Source organism: Mesorhizobium sp. M1307, from assembly GCF_040318155.1.
Classification (GTDB): domain Bacteria; phylum Pseudomonadota; class Alphaproteobacteria; order Rhizobiales; family Rhizobiaceae; genus Mesorhizobium.
Map to the genome: position 1 here is coordinate 212,727 of NZ_JAMYLR010000004.1, position 20,512 is coordinate 233,238.

A 20,512-nucleotide genomic window follows, 5' to 3' on the forward strand; every position below is an offset into this window, starting at 1 on the left:
TCTGTCCTGCAGGACAGAGGGGGGTGTGACGGAACGCTGCTTTGGCTTGCCTTCCGCCCCACCCCTCAAATCATCGCCAGGCCCGACTTCCGCCTCGGCGGCGGAAAAGCGCGATCAATTTCGGCGAAATCTTCGCTCGTGAGCGCGATGTCCAACGCCGCGACATTCTGCCGGATATGCTCCGGGCGGCTGGCCTTCGGAATGGCGATGACGCCCTCCTGCGCCATCACCCAGGCAAGTGCGATCTGCGCCGGCGTCGCACCGTGGCGGGCGGCGATGGCATCTAACCTGGCGTTGCGCGCCAATACCCCCTGATCGACCGGCGAATAGGCCATCAGCGGCATGCCGCGTTGCCGGCTCCACGGGGCGAGGTCGAACTCGACGCCGCGCTGCGACAGATTGTAGAGCACCTGGTTGGTCTGGACGTTGCCTCCGGCCGGCAACCGAACCAGCTCTTCCATCTCATCGGTATCGAAATTGCTGACGCCCCAGTGGCGGATCTTGCCGGCTGCCTTCAACGCTTCGAATGCCTCTACCGTTTCCGTCAAAGGCACGCTGCCCGGCCAATGCAGCAGATAAAGATCGATTCGGTCGGTGGCGAGATGCCTCAGGCTGTTCTCGCAGGCCCGTTTCACGCCGGAGCGTGAGGCATTGGACGGCAGCACCTTGGAGACCAGGAAGACCTCGTCGCGGCGCCCGGCGATGGCCTCCGCCACCACCTCCTCGGCGCCGCCGCCGGCATACATTTCGGCGGTGTCGATCAGCGTCATGCCGAGATCCAGCCCGAGCTTCAGGGCATTGGCCTCGTCGCCACGGCGGCGGCCGTCCTCGCCCATCTTCCAGGTGCCCTGGCCGAGCACCGGCACGGCTTCGCCGCAGGGCAGGGTGGTCGTTCTTATCGTCGATGGCATGGCATGCTCCAGTCCGAGACCCGGATAGCACCATAGCCGCCAAGGCAAATCCAGGTGAAGCACAAATCCAGGCGAAGCCTCTCGCCCGGATTCCCCGACAGCGTGACGCCTACTTCACCGGATGGGCGGCGAGCCAGTCATGCATCTGCTTGATCTCGGCTTGCTGCGCGGCGATCACTGCTTCCGCCAGCTTGCGGATTTCCGGGTCCTTGCCATTGGCGAGCTCGACCTTGGCCATGTCGATGGCCGCCTGGTGATGCGGGATCATGCCGCGGGCGAAATCGACATCGGCATTGCCGGAATATTCGATTGCCATCATGTCGGTATGCATCTTGTCCATCGCCGCCTTGTAGCCCTCGGTCGAGGGACTCTGCGCACCCATTGCGCCCATGTCGTGCTTCATCTCCTCGGCCTGCGCCGGAACGCTTTCGAGGAAAACGGCAAGCAGCATTCCCGCCGCCATCATCAGCAGCACGATCTTCTTGGCCAACGTCATTCGTCGTCTCCTTTTTTGAACAGGGTCTATCTGGAAGTTTTACTCAGAGTTTCAACATCCTGAGCCGCAATGCGTTGGCGATCACCGAAACCGAAGACAGGCTCATCGCCGCCGCCGCAATCATCGGCGACAGTAGCGTGCCGGTGAGCGGATAAAGCACGCCGGCAGCAACCGGCACGCCGAGCACATTGTAGAGGAAAGCGAAAAACAGGTTCTGGCGGATGTTGCGGATCGTCGCGCGGGCGAGCGTGCGGGCCCTGACGATGCCGTTGAGATCGCCCTTGACCAGGGTAATTCCCGCACTTTCGACCGCAACATCGGCGCCGGTGCCCATGGCGATGCCGACGTCGGCGGCGGCCAGTGCTGGCGCATCGTTGACCCCGTCGCCGGCCATGGCGACGCCGGCGCCGTTTGCACGCAATTCCTCGACCAGCGCACCCTTCTGCTCGGGCAAAAGCCCAGCACGCACCTCGTCGATGCCGAGCTTGGCTGCGATGGCCTTGGCGGTGCGCTCGTTGTCGCCGGTCGCCATGACGATCTTCAGCCCGCTGTCATGCAGCGCCTTGATCGCCTCGGCGGTGGTCGCCTTGATCGGGTCGGCGACGGCGACGAGGCCGGCGAGCCGGGTGCCGACAGCAACGAACATCGCGGTCTTGCCGTCGGCCTGCAGCGCCTCGGCGCTGGCCAGGACCGACGCCGTGTCGATGCCGAGATCGGCCATCATCGCGGCATTTCCGAGCGCCACCTTCTGTCCCGAAACCGTGCCGGAAACACCCTTGCCGGTGACGGCCTCGAAACCGCCGGCATCCGGGATATTCACCCCGCGTTCGCGGGCGCCGTCGACGATCGCCTCGGCCAGCGGATGCTCCGAGCCTTTTTCCAGCCCGGCGGCGAGCGCCAGCAGATCGTCTTGCGCCATCCCTTCGAAAGCGACGACGTCGGTCAGCCGCGGCCGGCCTTCGGTCAGCGTTCCCGTCTTGTCGACGATCAACGTGTCGACCGAGGCAAAGCGCTCGAGCGCCGCCGCTTCCTTGATCAGCACGCCGGCATGCGCGCCGCGCCCGGTGGCGGTCATGATCGACATTGGCGTGGCAAGGCCGAGCGCACAGGGGCAGGCAATGATCAGCACCGAGACCGCCGAGACGATGGCAAACACCAGGCTGGGTTCCGGTCCGACGATCGCCCAGGCGACGAACGCAATGATCGCAACCAGAACGACGGCCGGGACGAAGTAGAACGAGACGCGGTCGGCCAACCCCTGGATCGGCGCGCGTGAACGCTGCGCCTTGGCGACCAGCTCGACGATGCGCGCCAGCGTCGTCTCGGCGCCGATCTTTTCGGCGCGCATGATCAGCGAACCGTTCTTGTTCAGCGTGCCGCCGGTGAGGTTGTCGCCTTCGGTCTTTTCGACCGGCAGCGGCTCGCCTGTGATCATCGATTCATCGATGGAAGAGCGTCCTTCGAGCACAATGCCGTCGACCGGCACGGCGTCACCGGGGCGGATGCGCAGACGGTCGCCGGCTTTGACAATATCGAGCGGCACGTCGTTTTCGGAACCGTCCGCGCCGATCAGCCGCGCCGTCTTCGGCGCCAGGTCGAGCAGCGCACGGATCGCCGAACCGGTTTTCTCGCGGGCACGCAATTCCAGCACCTGGCCGAGGAACACCAGCGCGACGATTACCGCCGCCGCCTCGAAATAGACCGGTACGGTGCCGTCATGGCCGCGGAACTGGTGCGGAAAGAGGCCTGGAAACAGCGTGGCGATGACGCTGTAGAGGTAGGCGGCACCGACGCCGAGCGAAATCAGCGTCCACATATTGGGGCTGCGGTTGAGGATCGAATCCCAGCCGCGGTGGAAGAACGGGAATGCCGCCCACAGCACCACCGGGCTGGCCAGCGCCAGCTCCAGCCAGACCTTCGCCCGCTCGTCGATAAAGGCCTGAAACGTCAGGCCGAGCATCGGCGCCATGGCGATGAGCAGCAACGGCACGGACAGCACCGCGCTCACCCAAAAGCGCCTGGTGAAGTCGACCAGTTCCGGGTTAGGTCCCTCGTCGCCGGTCGGCACGCCCATCGGCTCCAGCGCCATGCCGCAGATCGGGCAGGAGCCGGGCTTGTCGCGGATGATTTCCGGATGCATCGGGCAGGTGTATTGCGTGCCTTTCGGCATCGGCTGCGGCGCCGGCCTGTCGCCGAGATATTTTGCCGGCTCGGCTTCGAACTTCGCCTTGCAGCCGGCCGAGCAGAAATAGAAGCCCCGGCCCTCGTGCCGCAAAAAGTGCTTGGCCGTGGCGCGATCGACGCTCATGCCGCAGACGGGATCGGTAGCGGTCAGGTATTTTTCCGGCTCGGCGACGAATTTCGCGCGGCAGCTCTCGCTGCAGAAATGATAGCGATGGCCGTCATGCTCGGCCGTCGGCTTGCCGGCAGCCGGATCGACGGTCATGCCGCAGACCGGATCGCGGACGACGGCGTCCGCAGCAGAGGAGGCGCCTTTTGCCGAGCAGCAGCTGCCATGGGCGTGATGATGGTGGTCGGAATGCGTCATGCCGAAAGCCCCTGTATTTCGATGTTGCGGCGGAGGTAGTGCTTCCAGTAACTGGAAGGTCAAGGGCTGATTTCGATTTTTCGTGGCCAGGCCCAAACTGCACCGGCCGCGGGCATGAGACGATCGTCCCGTTCCACGGCTGCGGAGAACGCGTCCGTCCGCCCCATACCCAGCGCCGCGAAAACGCGCTATAGACGCCGCCGAAACGGCGAGGCCGAACGGCATTTATGGCAAGAATATCCCTGAAGCTCGAGGAACTGATCGACGGCGAAGCCTTGCGCCGCGAGATGACCGAACTGACCGCGGCCACGGCAGGGGACGGCTCCGGCAAGGCCGCGCGCAGCGGCGTTCTCAAGCTTCTCAAAAGCCGACTAGCCGACGGCCGCACGGTCGCCGAACGCATGCTGATGGACGATGGCAGCGGTACCGCCTGCGCCGCCCGGCTGTCGCATCTGATGGATGAGATCATCCGCGCGCTCTACGACTTCGCCGCCACCCATGTCTATCGCGTCAAAAACCCGTCATCGGCCGAGCGCATGGCGGTCGTGGCCGTCGGCGGCTATGGCCGTGGCACGCTGGCGCCCGGGTCCGACATCGACCTGCTGTTCCTGCTGCCCTACAAGCAGACGCCATGGGGCGAGCAGATCGTCGAATACATGCTCTACATGCTGTGGGACCTCGGGCTGAAGGTCGGCCATGCCACCCGCAACATCGACGAGTGCCTCAGGCTGTCGCGCACCGACATCACCATCCGCACCTCGATCCTGGAGGCGCGCTTCCTGTGGGGCGAGCAAAAGCTCTATGACGAGCTTTTGCAGCGCTTCGACCACGAGGTGGTGCGCACCACCGGCCCCGAATATGTCCAGGCCAAGCTCGCCGAACGCGACGAGCGCCACGCCAAGGCCGGCGAGAGCCGCTATCTGGTCGAGCCCAACGTCAAGGACGGCAAGGGCGGCCTGCGCGACCTGCAGACGCTGTTCTGGATCGCCAAATATTTCTACCGCGTGCGCACCGGCGAGGAACTGGTCGACAAGGGCGTCTTTACCGACGCCGAATACAGGGAATTCCAGAAGGCCGAGGATTTCCTATGGGCGGTGCGCTGCCACATGCATTTCCTCACCGGCAAGGCCGAGGAGCGGCTGCATTTCGACATCCAGCGCGACATTGCCGAGCGGCTGGGCTACACCACCCATCCCGGCCTGTCGGCGGTCGAACGCTTCATGAAGCACTACTTCCTCGTCGCCAAGGATGTCGGCGACCTGACCCGCATTTTCTGCGCCGCGCTGGAAGAAGAGCAGGCCAAGCATGTGCCGGGCTTCAACCGCATCTTCCTCACCTTTTCGCGCCGCAAGCGCAAGCTCGCCGGCACGGCCGATTTCATCGTCGACAACCACCGCATCAACATTGCCGACGACGAGGTGTTCGAGCGCGATCCGGTTAACCTGCTCAGGCTGTTCTGGTTTGCCGACAAGCATGGCCTTGAATTCCACCCCGATGCGCTGAAGCTGTTGACCCGTTCGCTCGGCCTCGTCGGCAAGGCGCTCAGGCGCGACGAGGAGGCCAACCGGCTGTTCCTCGACATCTTGACCTCGGACCGCAATGCCGAGCTCAATCTGCGGCGCATGAACGAGGCCGGACTGCTGGCAAAGCTGATCCCGGATTTCGGCAAGATCGTCGCCATGATGCAGTTCTCGATGTACCACCACTACACGGTGGACGAGCACCTCATCCGCTGCATCGGGGTGCTGGCCGAGATCGAGCGCGGCGACGGGGAAAAGATCCATCCACTCGCCCACTCGCTGATGCCGGGGCTGAAGAAGAGCCGCGAGGCGCTCTATGTCGCCGTGCTGCTGCACGACATCGCCAAGGGCAGGCCGGAGGACCATTCGCAAGCCGGCGCCAGGATCGCCCGGCGCATCTGCCCGCATATGGGGCTCTCGCCGGCCGACACCGAAACGGTCGCCTGGCTGGTCGAGAACCACCTCGTCATGTCGATGACGGCGCAGACCCGCGATCTCAACGACCGCAAGACGATCGAGGATTTTGCCGCCATCGTGCAGTCGGTCGAACGGCTGAAGATGCTGCTTGTGCTTACCGTCTGCGATATCCGCGGCGTCGGGCCTGGGGTCTGGAACGGCTGGAAGGGCCAGCTGCTGCGTACGCTCTATTACGAGACCGAGCTTTTGTTGACCGGCGGGTTTTCGGAGGTGTCGCGCGCCAAACGGACGGCGGCGGCGCGCGAACAACTGGCCGAGGCGCTTGCCGACTGGCCGGAAAAGGCCCGCAAGCGTTATGTCGGCCAGCACTACGAGAACTATCTGCTGGCGGTCGATCTTCCCGACCAGCTCCGCCATGCCGAATTCATCCGCGAGGCCGATCACGCCGGCAAGAAGCTCGCCACCATGGTGAAAACCCACCAGTTCGAGGCGGTGACCGAGATCACGGTGCTGGCGCAGGACCATCCGCGCCTGCTTTCGGTGATTGCCGGCGCCTGTGCCGCGGCCGGCGGCAACATCGTCGACGCGCAGATATTCACCACCTCGGATGGTCGGGCGCTCGACACCATCCTGATCTCGAGGGAGTTCGACCTCGACGAGGACGAGCGCCGCCGTGCCGAGCGCGTCGGCCGGCTGATCGAGGACGTGCTGTCGGGCAAGAGCTGGCTGCCCGAAATGATCGAGAAGCGGACCAAGCCGCGGCGCGGCGCCAAGGTTTTCCGTATTCCGCCACGCGCCGAGATCCGCAACACCCTGTCGAACCGTTTCTCGGTGATCGAGGTCGAGGGGCTGGACAGGCCGGGCCTTCTGTCGGAGATCACCGGCATGTTGTCGGACCTGTCGCTCGACATCGCCTCGGCCCACATCACCACCTTCGGCGAAAAGGTCATCGACACGTTCTACGTCACCGATCTCACCGGCCAGAAGATCGACAGCCCGTCGCGCACCGCGACCATCCGCAACAGGCTGATCGCGGTGCTCGAGGGCACGGCGTCCGAGCGCGGCAAGACCAAAACGGCCGCCGAGTGACCGTTACCTTCCATTTGCCCCAATCGCACAGGCAGTCTTCAAGCGCATGAGCCTTGTCAAGAAATTCGCCACGGTCGCTTCCGGCACTCTGATGAGCCGCGCCCTCGGTTTCGGCCGCGAGATGCTGATGGCTGCCGCACTCGGCACCGGGCCGATCGCCGACGCCTTCAACGCCGCCTTCCAGTTTCCCAACACCTTTCGCCGGCTGTTCGCCGAAGGCGCCTTCAATGCCGCCTTCGTGCCGCTGTTCGCCAAGGAGATCGAGACGCACGGCACCGACGGCGCCAAGCGCTTTTCCGAAGAGGTGTTCGGCGTCTTGTTCACGGCGCTTCTGGCGCTGACCATCGCCATGGAACTGGCGATGCCGCTGATCGTGCGCTACCTGGTGGCGCCGGGCTTTGCCGACACGCCGGGAAAATTCGAGACGACGGTGGCGCTGGCGACCGTCATGTTCCCCTACCTGATCTGCATGTCGCTCGGCGCCATGATGGCCGGCATGCTGAATTCGCTGCGCCGCTATTTCGCCGCTGCGGTGGCGCCGGTGTTCCTCAACGTCATTCTTATCGCCGTGCTTGCCTATGCCTGGTACAAGGGTTCGGACGCCCGCACCGTTGGTTTCGGTCTGGCCTGGGGCGTGCTGGCGGCCGGCCTGGTGCAGCTGGCGATCGTCTGGGCGGCGGTGCGCCATGCCGGCATTTCGATCGGCTTCCGGCGGCCGAAGATGACGCCGAACGTCAAGCGGCTGCTGATCCTGGCACTGCCGGCGGCGATCACCGGCGGCATCACCCAGATCAACCAGCTGATCGGCACGGCGATCGCGTCGGCGCAGGACAGCGCGGTGTCGTCGCTGGCCTATGCCGACCGCGTCTACCAGCTGCCGCTGGGCGTCGTCGGCGTCGCCGTCGCCATCGTGCTTTTGCCGGAACTGTCGCGGGCGCTGAAATCAGGCAATCTGGTCGAGGCCGCCAATCTGCAGAACCGCTCGGTCGAGTTTACCCTTTTCATGACCTTGCCGGCGGCGGCCGCGCTGCTGGTCATGTCCGAGCCGATCGTGCGGCTGGTCTATGAGCGCGGCGCCTTTGCCGCCAACAATTCGACGCCTACGGTCGCGGCAATCCTGGCGATCTTCGGCATCGGCCTGCCGGCCTTCGTGCTGATCAAGGCGTTCACCCCAGGCTATTTCGCCCGCGAGGACACGCGCACGCCAATGATTTTTGCCGCCATCTCGGTGGCGGTTAACATTACGACGGCACTGACGCTGTTTCCGACCATGGGCGCGCCCGGCATTGCGGTTGCCTCGGCCGTCGCCGGCTGGGTGAATGCGGCGATGCTGCTCGCCGTGCTGATCCGGCGCGGCCATTGGGGCCGCGACGTGCCGCTCATGAAACGCATCCCGCGGCTGGTGCTGTCGGCGGCGGTGATGGCCGCGGCGCTCTATTTTGCCGAACACTGGTTCGCCGCAAGTCTCGGCTCCGGCTCGCCGCTGGTGATCAAGGCGGTGACGCTGCTTGCGCTCGTCGCCGGCGGGGCGCTGCTTTACTTCGTCACCGCCTTCGCCACCGGCGGCGCCGATTTCGGCATGATCCGCCGCAATATCGGGCGCAAGGGCTCCCAGCCGGTCAAGCAACAGTCTCCAGATCCGTGAAGCGGAATTCGTCCGCCGTCGAAAGCATCGGAACGGCGTAGTAGCGCGCACAGGCGTAGTGGAAACAGTCGGCCATGTTGAGGCGGCCAGCGTTGTTGCGAAACCGCGATGCAGCCTCAACAGCCAGAGATGCCGCGTCAGAGGGAGGCGGAAGCTCCCGCAAGGTGATTCCACGCTCTTCGAGAAAACGGCTGACTATCTTGAAGCTTGTGGCGACCGGTACGGCCAGCTTTTCCGATCGCGAAAGCGCCATCGCCGCTTCCCAAACCGCGATCGCCGACGTGAACGGAGCCGACGCTTTCATGACCGCCTGCGCGCAGCGCGGGGCTTCGGTCTCGTTGCTCAGTATTGCAACGATAGCGGCTGCATCGATGAACATCAGTCTTCGCCGGACAATTCGTCGTAGACCGAGCGCGGCAGCGGCTTGCGCGCCTGCTCGCTCAGCTCAATCCCGAACTCGGCCCGGAGCCGTGCCGCCGTTTCCAGCGGCGTCTCGCGATTGCGCCGGCGCTCCAGAGCTTCGCGCATGGCGATCACGATTGCCTCGGTGATCCCGACACCTTCAAGCCTGGCAAAAGCCCGCGTCAGGCTGTCCGCTTCCTTGTTGTTGATGTTGATCGTCATTGTTTTGCTTCCGCTGTGTAGCAAATATTATGTAGCTATCTACATCAGTCCGTCAATGTGACCCTAAGCCAAATCGAAGCGATTGCCGACGCGAGCTATTTTGTTCTTGCTTTGTGCCGGCAGCTATGCTATTAATCTCGCTATGGTGCTAATTGGCTCCAACGACCCGCCCACCGAGGCGGGTTTTTGTTTCTGGTCGGCGCCATCCCTCAAACAGCCTTCTGTTCGGCCGACGTCAAAGCCTGCGCGCCCTGGCCAACGCCCCTCTTGATCGTCTCCTCGCTCTCGTCCATAAGCGCGCCGTCGCAAGACTTTCGCCGCGCGCGAAACGGCCCTCCACAAGCCAGGGAAACACCATGACCGATCAGCCCGCCTTCAAACCGCTCGTTTTTTCCGGCGTCCAGCCAACCGGCAATCTGCATCTCGGCAATTATCTCGGCGCCATCAAGAAATTCGTCGCCCTGCAGGACACCTCCGACTGTATCTATTGCGTCGTCGATCTGCATTCGCTGACCGCACAGCTCGTCTATGAGGATCTTCAGGACCAGACGCGTTCGATCACCGCGGCGTTTCTCGCCTCGGGCATCGACCCGAAAAAACACATCGTCTTCAACCAGTCGCGGGTGATGCAGCACGCCGAGCTTGCCTGGATCTTCAACTGCGTGGCGCGCATCGGTTGGATGAACCGCATGACGCAGTTCAAGGATAAGGCCGGCAAGGACCGCGAGAACGCCTCGCTCGGCCTGCTCGCCTATCCCTCCCTGATGGCCGCCGACATCCTCGTCTACCGCGCCACCCACGTGCCGGTCGGCGACGACCAGAAGCAGCATCTGGAGCTGACCCGCGACATCGCGCAGAAATTCAACAACGACTTTTCGGACCGCATCGCAGCGCTTGGCGTCGGCGTCGAAATGGAGGTCGGCGAAGAGACGGTGAACGGCTATTTCCCGCTGACCGAGCCGGTCATCGGCGGCCCGGCAGCGCGCATCATGTCGCTGCGCGACGGTTCGAAGAAGATGTCGAAATCCGATCCGTCGGACCTGTCGCGCATCAACCTGACCGACGATGCCGACGCCATCTCGAAGAAAATCCGCAAGGCCAAGACCGACCCGGAGGCTTTGCCCGGCGAACTGGACGGGCTTGCCGGCCGGCCGGAAGCGGAAAACCTCGTCGGCATCTATGCCGGCCTCGCCGAAATCTCGAAAGAGGCGGTGCTGAAGGAATATGGCGGCCAGCAGTTTTCGGTGTTCAAGCCGGCGCTGGCCGACCTTGCGGTGGAAAAGCTGGCGCCGATCGCCGGCGAGATGCGCCGCATCTCCGGCGACCGCGCCTATGTCGACGCGGTGCTGCGCGATGGCGGCGAGCGTGCCGGCACATTGGCCGAAGCGACCATGAAGACCGTGCGCGACATTATCGGCCTGTTGCAAGGCTAATGCATGTCGCGCAAAAGTGTGCAGCGGTTTTGCGATAACGACATGCATAAAACAAGAACCTGAAGCGCGTCGCTGGTCGAACGCATCGCGCTTTAAGCTGCACCAGCATTGCCACAGCCGCCGGTCGCTTGCGGGCGGGCTGTGGCGGTGGCAGATTGCGGCCGAAACCATCGAACAGGGTGAATATGGTCTCCAAACGCCTCAGCCGCGAAGTCGGTCATCGCCGCAAGTTCCTGGCGATCATCGACGATACGCCCGAATGCGAGCGCGCCGTCGCCTACGCCTCGAAGCGGGCGCAAAGCACGGGCGGCGTGCTGGTGCTGCTCTATGTCATCGAGCCGGATGATTTCCAGCACTGGCTGGGCGTCGAGAAGATCATGCGCGAGGAGGCGACCGCCACGGCGCGTGCCGCACTGGACAGCTACGCCAACAAGGTGCGCCAGAAGCTCGGCATCGAGCCGGAACTGGTGGTGCGCGAAGGTAAGCCGACCGAAGAGATCCACAAGCTGATCGAGGAAGACCAGGACATCGCCATTCTGGTGCTGGCGGCAGGCGCCGGCAAGGAAGGCCCAGGGCCGCTGGTCGGCGCGGTCGCCGGCAAGGGCGCCGCCTTTCCGATTCCCGTCACGGTGGTGCCGCAGAACCTGTCGGACGAGGAGATCGACAGCCTCGCCTGAGATGTGCTGATATTCAGGTGAGGCCGGCCTGCAAGTGGCGGCTTCCTGCGCTTCCGGTGCTCACGTACCAAAAGTACGCTCCGCTCCGGTTCTCGGAAACCACCATTTTCGGCTCGGCCTGACCTGAATCTCAACACATCTCCAATCGTTTCAGCGAACTAGCAAAACATTCCGCCAGCCAGCCGTTCCCCCCGATGCCTTTCGCTTGAATGTCGGGCGGATAAAGCCTAATTAGAATTATTCCAAACTAGCTGCCCCAAACGGGCACGGAGACGGCCATGTTCATCCAGACCGAGTCGACGCCAAACCCGGCGACGCTGAAATTCCTGCCCGGCAAGGAAGTGCTGCAAGAAGGCACCGCCGATTTCCGCGATGCCGATAGCGCCGCGACGGCTTCGCCGCTCGCCGGCCGGCTGTTCGAAATCCCCGGTGTCACCGGCGTCTTCTTCGGCTATGATTTCATCACCGTGACCAAGGACGGCCCCGACTGGCAGCATCTGAAGCCGGCTATCCTCGGCGCCATCATGGAGCATTTCATGTCCGGCGCCCCGGTGATGGCCAAGGCTGGCCCCGCCGCCGAGACCAGCCAGACCGGCGAATTCTACGACAAGGCCGACGAGGAGCTGGTCGTCACCATCAAGGAGCTGCTCGACACCCGGGTGCGCCCGGCGGTGGCCCAGGACGGCGGCGACATCACCTTCCGCGGCTTCGAGAACGGCACCGTGTTCCTGCACATGAAGGGCGCCTGCGCCGGCTGCCCGTCGTCGACGGCGACGCTGAAGCACGGCATCCAGAACCTGCTCCGGCACTTTGTGCCGGAAGTGCAGCATGTCGAACAGGTCTCCTGACGCGACGTTCCATCGTCAACATCGATAGACAACAAAAAACCGGGCCAAAGTGCCCGGTTTTCTGTTTGCGACGTCTGTGTTGTTGCCTAGACGGTCCGCGTATAAGGGTTTTATATCACAATGACCTTGGCGCCGACCGAGGTGCGGTCGTAGAGGTCGATAATGTCCTGGTTCATCAGCCGGATGCAGCCCGACGACATCGCCTTGCCGATCGAATTCCATTCCGGGCTGCCATGCAGGCGATAACCCATGTCGCCACCCTTGTTGAACAGGTACATAGCGCGCGCGCCGAGCGGGTTCTTCAACCCCGGCTCCATGCCACCGGCAAACTTGGCCAACTCCGGCTGGCGCTTGATCATCTGCGAAGGCGGTGTCCAGGTCGGCCATTCGCGCTTCAGCGCGATATGGGCGGTGCCGTGCCATTCGAAACCCTCACGGCCGACGCCGATGCCGTAGCGCATCGCTTCGCCGTCGCCCATGACGAAATAGAGGAACTTGTTCTGCGTATCGACGATAATGGTGCCTGGCTTTTCCCTGGTGTCGTAGTCGACGATCTGCCGGCGGTATTTGAACGGCACCTTTTCGATCGGAACGCGCGGCAAATGATAGCCGGCGTCGGTTACCGCGCCGTAGTTGTTGGTGAAGATCTGCGAGCCGATGGTGCTGCAACCGGCGACAGCCGTCGACAGCGCCAGGGCCGCGACGATTGCAAGTGACTTCATGCGCATGAAAAGGTCCGATGCCTGCCCAAACAACAGCGGCTCGAGTCGGCCGCTTTTTTCATCTTCATTCATGCTGGCATTTGCTTTGCTTGCCAAGCGGGCGATGCCCATATCCTTGGACTTACGTGCTGGTAAACCTGCGACTATGGCATTTCGGCAACAGCCCCGGCAGGATTATGTTGCAAAATCAATGGGCCAAGAACAAGAACCAGGAGACGAAGAAATCACCCATGAATGTCGGTGACGCTGCCCGGCGCTCTGGCCTGCGGCCAAGACCATCCGTTGCTACGAGGAGATCGGCCTGAGACGCGGCCGCTGCAGGGGAAAGTCCAGACGGGCCGAGTTCAATAAAGGACGCCGCGAAGCACGGTCCAAGCCAGAAGCCCGAACGTGCCGATCACCACTAATGCACCAAGGACCGCGCCGATCTTTTCAGGCAGTCCATCGGGGCGACCAGGATCGTTGGCCATTCAACTATCGATCATGACGTAGGCCGCACCAAACACGGCAACGATAATTGCCCCAAGCATCGCCCAGCCTCTGATGGCCGAGCGGATTTCCTCCGGCGTCGCCGATTTCCGGTCGTCATCTTCCGTCATCTAATGCTCCTCCTAAAATCCGTGGCAGACATTGAAAGCGCAAGCTGCCGGCGCTGCCAAGAGCCGCAGTGGACTCTTTTGCGCAAAAGTTTAGGAACGTGCGCAGTTCGCGAGCAAGCGTTACCAGCCTTCGACACTCCGCAAAGCGCGGGCGGCGGTCACGATCCCGGTGGGCGATACCGGATCGACTTGGCTTTCCCAAGAGCGTCCATCGTCTCTTCGACACTTAACAGCACGGTGGTCTGGTACGAGCTGAGCGCGCCTCCCGCACCGATGGCCAGCATGACGGATGCCATCGACACGTTGTCCGGCGCCTCCCATAGGTTCCAGCCATCGTACTCTCCGAAGGCATACCAGAACCCGTGCAGCTTTCCGCCGACCGACTCGATGTAGGAGCGGGCAGCCTCGCGTCTATCCTCGGGATTATCCATCAAGCGCGCCCAGGTTTCGGGCCTGTAGCTGAATCGCGTGAGATACATCGGCATGGTTCGTCTCCTCCCAGAGCTGCCCCCACCAAGACAGTTAAGCGCCCCAATCCCGGAGAACGCGAGTCGTTTCCGAGGCGTAGTACCGCTGGCTTAGTTGCGGGGCCGCTAATAGACCTGTTTCAATGTTTTTTTCAGGGAGTAAGGTCAATGGCCGCATATCTCATTGCTGATGTAGACATAACCGACGCCGCCGTTTTCGAGGAATACCGCCGGGACGTGCCGGCAACCGAAGCCCGCTATGGGGGGAGGTATATCGCTCGCGGCGGAGCCACCAAAGTTCTGGAGGGCGATTGGGAACCTCATCGCCTCGTCATTGTCGAATTCCCGGACATGGCGTCCCTCCTGGCATGGTACGACTCTCCGGAATACGGCCGCCTCAAAGCCATCCGCGAACGCTGCGCAAAGACGAGAATTATTGCTCTGGAGGGCATGATGCCGGTTAGCTGAGGGCTGGGTCGATGACAATGGCAAATCTGAGTTGCCATATCTGGTGCGGCCCGGCGACGGGACAGGAGCATTCTGATATGAATCAGCAAGCTTTAAACTTGCGGGCGGGAAATGACGGCCAATGATGGGAGGATGACGCCGGAAGCACTCATTGAACGGGACCTACAAATCAATATGACCCAACACCAGATCGGCAGGCGGTGTTACAGCGTGACCTAGGGTTGTGTCATGGCATTGAAAATGCCGGCGCCAACTATCGCACATAAGGCTGCGGCCCCAAGCCCTCCCACAATGATGCACCACCAGGCGCGGCCATTTCCCCGAAGCACGGGATTCATTTTTATCATCCGTCGCGCCAGAAGCCCCTGGTAGAGTGCATAAGAAGACCCGAAACCGGCGAGCCAAATGACGGAAAATACGACGCCCCGCGCGAGCATCCTGTTGAGCCTGGTTTGCTCGGCCGTCAAACTCGTATTCTCAGTAGCCATGCTTCGCCACCTTTGTGGTCACGCTATGACCACTCGGGCCTGCAGCGGTGAATATTAGATCGACGGCGACGCCTCGCGAAAACATAGCTCCGTCACCGTAGGAATTGCATTGCTAACGCGAGCGGCACGCCTTGTGGTAGGGTGGGCCTTTATCGTTTCTCAAAAGGCAATTATGTACTTTACAAACAGGAAGGCCTGAAGACGCGGGTAGGCCCTTCTTCGGGGTCGATCACCAGCACAACGTTTTCTGGGTTTTGCCAAGGCAACAACATCACGTAGGCCGCAAAATCGTCTTCAGGGAAATGGTTGAAGCCACCACCGGCTACAAACATTTGCGGGTGCTTGCTGCCGCCAAAGCTATCCTCGACGCTGTTAAGTTGTTGGAAGGGGGCGCGCTCTGCCAGCCATTCCTGTATGTTCTCGAAGAGAATGGGCAGGCCGTTCGGGCTCGATAGATCTTCAGCAGAAGACGTACAAAGCACCACACCGCTCACGACGCTCATTGTGACTCAGCCATTGCCTGACGGGTCTTCTTGCCCGTCTCCAGCCGTTCGAAAGCAGCTTCTTCGTTGTGGAAGTGTGGCTCGAAAAGGACACTCATAACCCGGATTCCTACTGTGGATTCAAGGTATCAGGCACATCGCCGTGTTTGTAAAGTGCGTAATCGCCCGCAAAACCGGTTCAAACCGTGAACAAAATCTGCCATGGTATCCTCCATGCCGATCATCTCACCTCTACCCCTCAATCCGCTCATCGACGGCCGCCAGTCGGAGCGTGCCATGCTGGTCAGGCGTGGCGTGCAGCGGCTGCTCAGGCAGATGGGCGCGCATGTCTTGCCCGAACTGTCGCTGGCCACCAGCCGGCGCGCCGATCTCGTCGCGCTGACCCGCCAGGGCGACATCTGGATCATCGAGATCAAATCCTCGATCGAGGATTTCAGGGTCGACCGCAAATGGCCGGACTACCGCCTGCATTCCGACCGGTTCTTCTTCGCCACCCATCCCGGCGTACCCCAGGAGATATTTCCGGAGGAGTGCGGCTTCATTCTCTCCGACGGCTACGGTGCCGAGATTTTGCGCGATGCGCCCGAGCACCGCATGGCAGCGGCGACGCGCAAGGCGCTGATGCTGCGGATCGCACGCGCCGGTGCGTCGCGGCTGCTCGCGGCCGAGCTTGCCGGCGTGTCGGTGCCGGCGCTGGACGGCGAGAGCGAGTAGGGGCTTTTCGCTCGTCGTAATTTTGGACGTCGCGCTGCCCCTCATCCGGCTGCCGCCACCTTCTCCCCGTAAGTGACGGGGAGAAGGGAGTAAGCCGGACTGCTATTCCACGATGCGGTAGATGTTCCACAAGCTGGTGCCCCGACACCACATAGGGCTCCATCTCCTTGCCCCATTTGGCGTGCGCGTCGATCTTGCCGATCCTGGCGAAGAACGCCTCCAACTGGCGAGGCTTTCGACCTGGTGATGTGACCCGACCGTCGCTTCCCGCGTCGATCGATCCGGTCATGATCTGGAACTTGAGGTCGTCGAGACCGGCCTGCGAGCCGATCTCGCGTTCCCATTTCTTCAACAGAGCACGGTCTGCTTTTGGCCGAATTTTGCGTCGATCTGCCATCTGGCACTGAACATCGCCGCCTCCTCACTCGTCCCACGCCTGCACGACGGTCTGCCGCACGATCAGGCCGTTCTTCAGCTCCAGTATCGCCGCGCAGAACACCTTGGTCCCGTCCGGATAGGCGCAGGCCTGGGTGAAGGCGAGATTTTTGCCGTCGGCGATGGTGGTGTCGACCTTGTGGGTCATCGCCCGGCTGCAGATGTCGTCCCAGAACGTGGTGATCGCAGCGCGCCCGCGGATTTCGCGCGGCTTGCTCGGCGGGTTGTTGCGGTCGATCACCCGCACCAATGCGTCGTCGGCATAGAAGCTCGCCAGCAATTTTCCATCACGGCCCTCAATCGCCTTCTTGATCGCAGCGCCGTCTATCGTCTGTGTCTTGGTCAGCATTTTTTCCTCCATAGGCCCGTCTTCACCGGGCGTTCAATTGATCAGAACCGCCCGGCGCTCATAGACGGGCAGGTGGTTCACTGCGACTTCGCCTTGACGGCCGCGAACACCTCGTCGGACTGCTTCTTGAAAGTGGCGAGATCGACCTGGCTGCCGTTGAGCATCGTCGACCAGTGGCGCACGATCGCCGCCATCGCCACCGCCTCCTTGATCTCCTCGTCGCTGGCCCCATTGAGCTTGGCCGCCTGCGTGTGGAAATAGATGCAGTACTGGCAGGGGATCTGCGAGGCGACGGCGAGGCCCATCAATTCCTTGGTCTTGCCGTCGAGCGCGGTGTTCGGGTTGAGCTGCACGCCCTTGATCTCGGCCCAGGCGCCGGCAACGGCGACGTCCGGCAGCGTCTTGAACATGTCCGGTACCGAGCCGAGCGTTGCCTGGATGTCCTTGTAGGCAGCCGTCGCCGAGGCGTCTTCGGCCTTGGCAGGAACTATCGCCAACAGCGCGCCAACGCCTGCCGCTAGCACCAGTGATTTGAGTGTCAACTTCAGCATTTTATTCCTCCCTTCGCAGCGCCTTTCCCGGCGATATCCGCCTGGCCTGCATGGGACGAAGTGATAGCGCTTACGCATGCCCGGCCGCTTCGCCCGAAAGCGCCATGGCTCCTATGGCCCGTGCGGGCCAGCGTGCCGGGCCGAGAACGCCGCCGCCGCCGCCCGCGACGGCAGGTCCAGCTTGAGCAGAATATTGGCGACGTGGCGCTTGACGGTGTGTTCGCTCAGCTCGAGTTCGGCGGCGATCGCGGCATTGCTCTTGCCATCGGCGATGAGGTTCACCACCTCGCTTTCGCGCGCCGTCAGTGCGGCCGGCTCGGCAGCCTTGGCCTTCGGCCGGCAGGCCGGCTCCAGATGCTGTTCCGAGGTCGCCTGCACCAGCGCCAGCGGCTCATCCAGCTCGTCAAGCGCAATGCGCCCGGCGTCATTGAAATGAAGGCCTGAACCGGCGGCGAGGTCGGCGACCAGCCGCGAAGCGAGGATGTCGCCGCGCCCGGCATGCGCGGCAAGCTGCATCGTCACGCGCGCCGTCAATCCCGTCGGCGGTCCGCGCAACTCGACCTCGCCGACATGCACGCCCTGCGCGCTGGCGACGCCGATCTCCTGCGCCGCATCGCGCAGCGCCGCCGCGCAGCGTACGGCCCGCGCCGGGCCGTCGAAGCGCGCCATCATCAACTCGCCATGCGTGCCGGCCGGGCGGCCGCCATGGCGCCCGACCAGCCGCCGCCAGCTTTCCAGGAACCGCTGGCTGCGCTCACTCCACATGCGGTCGCCAAGCCGCGCCGTATCGTAGATCCGGGTCACCAGCAGTGCCGCCAGCACGCGTTCCACCTCGGCTACCGCTCGCGCTCCGGTCAGGAACTCCTCGATCAGATCGGCCACCCGGTCGACATCGCCGGTCCAGATCGGGTGGTCGCGCCCGGGCACCTCGACCAATCGCGAATTCGGGATCTTCCTTGTCAGGAAGCGGCTGGCCTCCGGGTCGACGCGTGCGTCGTTGCGGCGATGGATCAGCAGTGTCGGTGCGCTGATCGCTTCCAGTACGCCGCGCACGTCGATCGCCGCATTCATGCGGGCCAGGGCGATTGCCGCCGTCGGGCTCGCCGACAGCCGCTCGAAGCGCGCCCACCACGTCGCGAAACGCGGATCGTCGACGCGTCCGGGCGCGAAATGCGGCAGGGTGGCGCCGGTGCCCCATGCGGTCTCCGCCGTCGCGATGAAGGCCTCCAGGCGCTCCGGCGGCATCACCCATTTGTGGAAATGCGCATAGCCGCCATAAAGCGTCAGCGCCCGCGTCCGCTCCGGGTAGGTGGCGGCGAACAGCATTGCCATCGGCGCGCCTTCCGAAGCGCCGAGCAAGGCGGCGCGGCCGCTGCCGGTCGCATCCATCACGGCGCGCACATCGTCCATGCGGGTTTCGAGGCTGGGCAGGTGGTGGACATCGACGCGGTCGGACAGGCCGGTGCCGCGCTTGTCGAACAGGATCAGCCGTGAGAACGCGGAAAGCCGCTTCAACAGCCGGGTGTAGCCCTCGTCTTCCCAGTGCAGGTCGAGATTGGAAATGAAACCCGGCACGAAGACGAGATCGAGCGATCCCTGGCCGACCACCTGATAGGCGATCCGCACGTCGCCACTGAGCGCGTATCGAGTTTCGATCGGCCTCACGAGTTGCCCGCCCGACCCGACGATTTCTTATCGCCGGATCATAGCAGAGCCGCGCAGCTTGCGGCAGATGAAACTTTAGAGCGAGTGAATGTGGGCCCGCGACGCCTACTTCTGTGACGCGGCGGTCTCGGTGTTCGCTCCGCCGACGCTAAAACCTGCGCCCTCCGGCGCGCCCGGCCGCTTGATGTGTGGCGCGGCCGCGACGACAAGTTCATTGAACCCTTCGCCGCCGCTGTCAAGCATCTCGAACAATTGCCGGCGCATCCTCGGCTCCCAGAACTTGTTGATGTGCTCGGCGACGCCGGCAATGCCTTGCTCGCGCGGCTTGGAGTGGAAAAAGGCGGCGATCTGGTTGGCCATGCGAACCAGCTTTTCGCTGGTGCTCATGAGGTGGCCCTCGTCATGCGACATGCTTGGCAACTCCGGAAACCACTCGGTCAGGATGGGTGAAAATATCGAAATCGTCGCCGCGCACCAGCGCCACCAGCGTCATGCCGGAATCGTCCGCGGTGCGGATGGCAAGTGCGGTCGGCGCCGAGACGGCAATGATGACGGCCGAGCCGATCGCCGCGGTCTTCTGCACCATCTCGACCGAAACGCGCGACGTGACGACGACCGCACCCGACCTGCCGTCGATACCGGCTTTGGCCAGCGCGCCAGCCAGCTTGTCCAGCGCGTTGTGGCGGCCGACATCCTCGCGCGCCATGACGATGCCCTTGCCGGGAAGGTAAAAACCGGCGGCGTGGACGGCACCGGTCTCGGCGTGCAGCGGCTGCAGCTTCGACAAAAGCTTGACCGAGCGGACGATGTCATCGGCCTGAAGTGTAAGTTGCGACGCACCGACCGGGTTTACCGAGCGCATTGCCTCCTCGATGGATTCGATGCCGCACAGCCCGCAGCCGACCGGCCCGGCGAGCCTGCGCCGCCGCGCTTCGAAGCGGGTGTTGGCCTGATCCTTCAGCCGGATCTGGATATCGATGCCGGCGCCGTGATCCTCGACCTCGATCGCTTCGATTTCGTCCGGCGAGGCAATGATGCCTTCGGTCAGCGAGAAGCCGAGCGCGAAATCCTCGAAATCAGCCGGGCTTGCCATCATCACCGCATGCGTGGTGCCGGCAAAGGAGAACGCCACCGGCGTCTCTTCCGGCACCATCCGGTTCGCGGCCGCAGTGCCGCCGGCGCGGCGCGCCAGGCGGCTGATCTGTGTGACAGCACGACGTTTGGGCATCACGCGGCACCCCCCTCTGGCCTGCCCTCTTTGTCATCATTTGGCATCTCCCCCTCAAGGGGGGAGATCGGCAGTTCAGGCGTCGCGGCGCACCTTTCGACTTTGGTGATTGGCG

22 protein-coding genes are annotated in these 20,512 nt (G+C 63.2%); 7 read left to right on the top strand and 15 right to left on the bottom strand.

What is annotated here, in order from left to right; genetic code table 11:
- Positions 1-65: 65 nt before the first annotated feature.
- The 3 genes from NKH16_RS08155 to NKH16_RS08165 all read right to left on the bottom strand — a co-directional run bounded on the left by NKH16_RS08155 (position 66) and on the right by NKH16_RS08165 (position 3,955).
- Positions 66-911 carry an aldo/keto reductase gene (locus NKH16_RS08155; protein WP_352898971.1) on the bottom strand — a complete coding sequence of 282 codons (846 nt, stop codon included), beginning with the start codon at positions 909-911 and terminating at the stop codon, positions 66-68.
- A 109-nt stretch (positions 912-1,020) separates the two neighbouring features.
- Positions 1,021-1,407 (bottom strand): CopM family metallochaperone, encoded by a 387-nt coding sequence (gene copM, locus NKH16_RS08160; protein ID WP_352898974.1) that lies wholly within the window; start codon positions 1,405-1,407, stop codon positions 1,021-1,023.
- Between the two features lie 43 nt (positions 1,408-1,450).
- Positions 1,451-3,955 carry a heavy metal translocating P-type ATPase gene (locus tag NKH16_RS08165; protein WP_352898977.1) on the bottom strand — a complete coding sequence of 835 codons (2,505 nt, stop codon included), beginning with the start codon at positions 3,953-3,955 and terminating at the stop codon, positions 1,451-1,453.
- 227 nt (positions 3,956-4,182) lie between these two features.
- On the opposite strand from NKH16_RS08165, the gene NKH16_RS08170 reads away from it, so the two are divergent.
- A complete protein-coding gene (locus tag NKH16_RS08170; RefSeq protein ID WP_352448510.1) occupies positions 4,183-6,981 on the top strand; it encodes a [protein-PII] uridylyltransferase in 2,799 nt (932 codons plus the stop codon).
- A gap of 46 nt (positions 6,982-7,027) precedes the next feature.
- Entirely contained in the window at positions 7,028-8,626 is a 1,599-nt protein-coding gene (gene murJ / locus NKH16_RS08175) for a murein biosynthesis integral membrane protein MurJ (RefSeq protein WP_352898980.1), read from the top strand.
- Here murJ and NKH16_RS08180 read toward each other — a convergent pair.
- Both NKH16_RS08180 and NKH16_RS08185 read right to left on the bottom strand, forming a co-directional pair.
- Positions 8,601-9,005, bottom strand: a complete 405-nt coding sequence (locus NKH16_RS08180) for a type II toxin-antitoxin system VapC family toxin (protein ID WP_352898983.1) — start codon at positions 9,003-9,005, stop codon at positions 8,601-8,603. The two genes, murJ and NKH16_RS08180, sit on opposite strands and share 26 nt — an antisense overlap.
- Complete coding sequence (locus NKH16_RS08185) at positions 9,005-9,250, bottom strand: type II toxin-antitoxin system VapB family antitoxin (protein ID WP_023676383.1); 246 nt, start codon at positions 9,248-9,250, stop codon at positions 9,005-9,007. Before NKH16_RS08185 ends, NKH16_RS08180 begins: the two co-directional genes overlap by 1 nt.
- A gap of 356 nt (positions 9,251-9,606) precedes the next feature.
- Here NKH16_RS08185 and trpS point away from each other — a divergent pair, with 356 nt between their 5' ends.
- From trpS to NKH16_RS08200, 3 genes are all read left to right on the top strand, one after another.
- Positions 9,607-10,683 carry a tryptophan--tRNA ligase gene (trpS, locus tag NKH16_RS08190; protein WP_352455044.1) on the top strand — a complete coding sequence of 359 codons (1,077 nt, stop codon included), beginning with the start codon at positions 9,607-9,609 and terminating at the stop codon, positions 10,681-10,683.
- 185 nt (positions 10,684-10,868) lie between these two features.
- Complete coding sequence (locus NKH16_RS08195; RefSeq protein ID WP_023676385.1) at positions 10,869-11,360, top strand: universal stress protein; 492 nt, start codon at positions 10,869-10,871, stop codon at positions 11,358-11,360.
- Positions 11,361-11,638: 278 nt separating this feature from the next.
- The gene (locus NKH16_RS08200; protein WP_023676386.1) at positions 11,639-12,208 is read left to right on the top strand and encodes a NifU family protein; all 570 of its coding nucleotides are present in this window, start codon (positions 11,639-11,641) and stop codon (positions 12,206-12,208) included.
- A 110-nt stretch (positions 12,209-12,318) separates the two neighbouring features.
- Here the strand turns inward: NKH16_RS08200 and NKH16_RS08205 are convergent, their stop codons facing one another.
- The 4 genes from NKH16_RS08205 to NKH16_RS08220 all read right to left on the bottom strand — a co-directional run bounded on the left by NKH16_RS08205 (position 12,319) and on the right by NKH16_RS08220 (position 14,014).
- The gene (locus NKH16_RS08205) at positions 12,319-12,936 is read right to left on the bottom strand and encodes a L,D-transpeptidase (protein WP_352448678.1); all 618 of its coding nucleotides are present in this window, start codon (positions 12,934-12,936) and stop codon (positions 12,319-12,321) included.
- A 338-nt stretch (positions 12,937-13,274) separates the two neighbouring features.
- Positions 13,275-13,400: a hypothetical protein gene (locus tag NKH16_RS08210; protein ID WP_352898985.1), complete on the bottom strand. Its 126-nt coding sequence runs from the start codon at positions 13,398-13,400 to the stop codon at positions 13,275-13,277.
- On the bottom strand, positions 13,401-13,529 hold the full coding sequence (locus NKH16_RS08215; RefSeq protein ID WP_352898988.1) for a hypothetical protein: 129 nt from the start codon (positions 13,527-13,529) through the stop codon (positions 13,401-13,403).
- A 158-nt stretch (positions 13,530-13,687) separates the two neighbouring features.
- Entirely contained in the window at positions 13,688-14,014 is a 327-nt protein-coding gene (locus NKH16_RS08220; protein WP_023676390.1) for a GYD domain-containing protein, read from the bottom strand.
- A 150-nt stretch (positions 14,015-14,164) separates the two neighbouring features.
- Here NKH16_RS08220 and NKH16_RS08225 point away from each other — a divergent pair, with 150 nt between their 5' ends.
- On the top strand, positions 14,165-14,464 hold the full coding sequence (locus NKH16_RS08225) for a DUF1330 domain-containing protein (RefSeq protein WP_023717905.1): 300 nt from the start codon (positions 14,165-14,167) through the stop codon (positions 14,462-14,464).
- Positions 14,465-15,131: 667 nt separating this feature from the next.
- Here NKH16_RS08225 and NKH16_RS08230 read toward each other — a convergent pair.
- The gene (locus NKH16_RS08230; RefSeq protein WP_352898990.1) at positions 15,132-15,455 is read right to left on the bottom strand and encodes a hypothetical protein; all 324 of its coding nucleotides are present in this window, start codon (positions 15,453-15,455) and stop codon (positions 15,132-15,134) included.
- Positions 15,456-15,668: 213 nt separating this feature from the next.
- On the opposite strand from NKH16_RS08230, the gene NKH16_RS08235 reads away from it, so the two are divergent.
- A complete protein-coding gene (locus tag NKH16_RS08235) occupies positions 15,669-16,169 on the top strand; it encodes an MmcB family DNA repair protein (protein WP_352898993.1) in 501 nt (166 codons plus the stop codon).
- 421 nt (positions 16,170-16,590) lie between these two features.
- On the opposite strand, the gene NKH16_RS08240 is transcribed toward NKH16_RS08235, so the two are convergent.
- The 5 genes from NKH16_RS08240 to fdhD form a co-directional block, all read right to left on the bottom strand.
- A complete protein-coding gene (locus tag NKH16_RS08240; protein WP_352898996.1) occupies positions 16,591-16,953 on the bottom strand; it encodes a nuclear transport factor 2 family protein in 363 nt (120 codons plus the stop codon).
- A gap of 77 nt (positions 16,954-17,030) precedes the next feature.
- Positions 17,031-17,504 carry a carboxymuconolactone decarboxylase family protein gene (locus NKH16_RS08245; RefSeq protein ID WP_352898999.1) on the bottom strand — a complete coding sequence of 158 codons (474 nt, stop codon included), beginning with the start codon at positions 17,502-17,504 and terminating at the stop codon, positions 17,031-17,033.
- 111 nt (positions 17,505-17,615) lie between these two features.
- Positions 17,616-19,169, bottom strand: coding sequence for an alpha/beta fold hydrolase (locus NKH16_RS08250; protein WP_352899002.1), 1,554 nt, complete (start codon positions 19,167-19,169; stop codon positions 17,616-17,618).
- Positions 19,170-19,274: 105 nt separating this feature from the next.
- Positions 19,275-19,580: a formate dehydrogenase subunit delta gene (locus NKH16_RS08255; protein WP_352488059.1), complete on the bottom strand. Its 306-nt coding sequence runs from the start codon at positions 19,578-19,580 to the stop codon at positions 19,275-19,277.
- On the bottom strand, positions 19,570-20,397 hold the full coding sequence (gene fdhD / locus NKH16_RS08260) for a formate dehydrogenase accessory sulfurtransferase FdhD (RefSeq protein WP_502911679.1): 828 nt from the start codon (positions 20,395-20,397) through the stop codon (positions 19,570-19,572). The genes NKH16_RS08255 and fdhD overlap by 11 nt, the downstream gene beginning before the upstream one ends.
- Positions 20,398-20,512 lie beyond the last annotated feature (115 nt).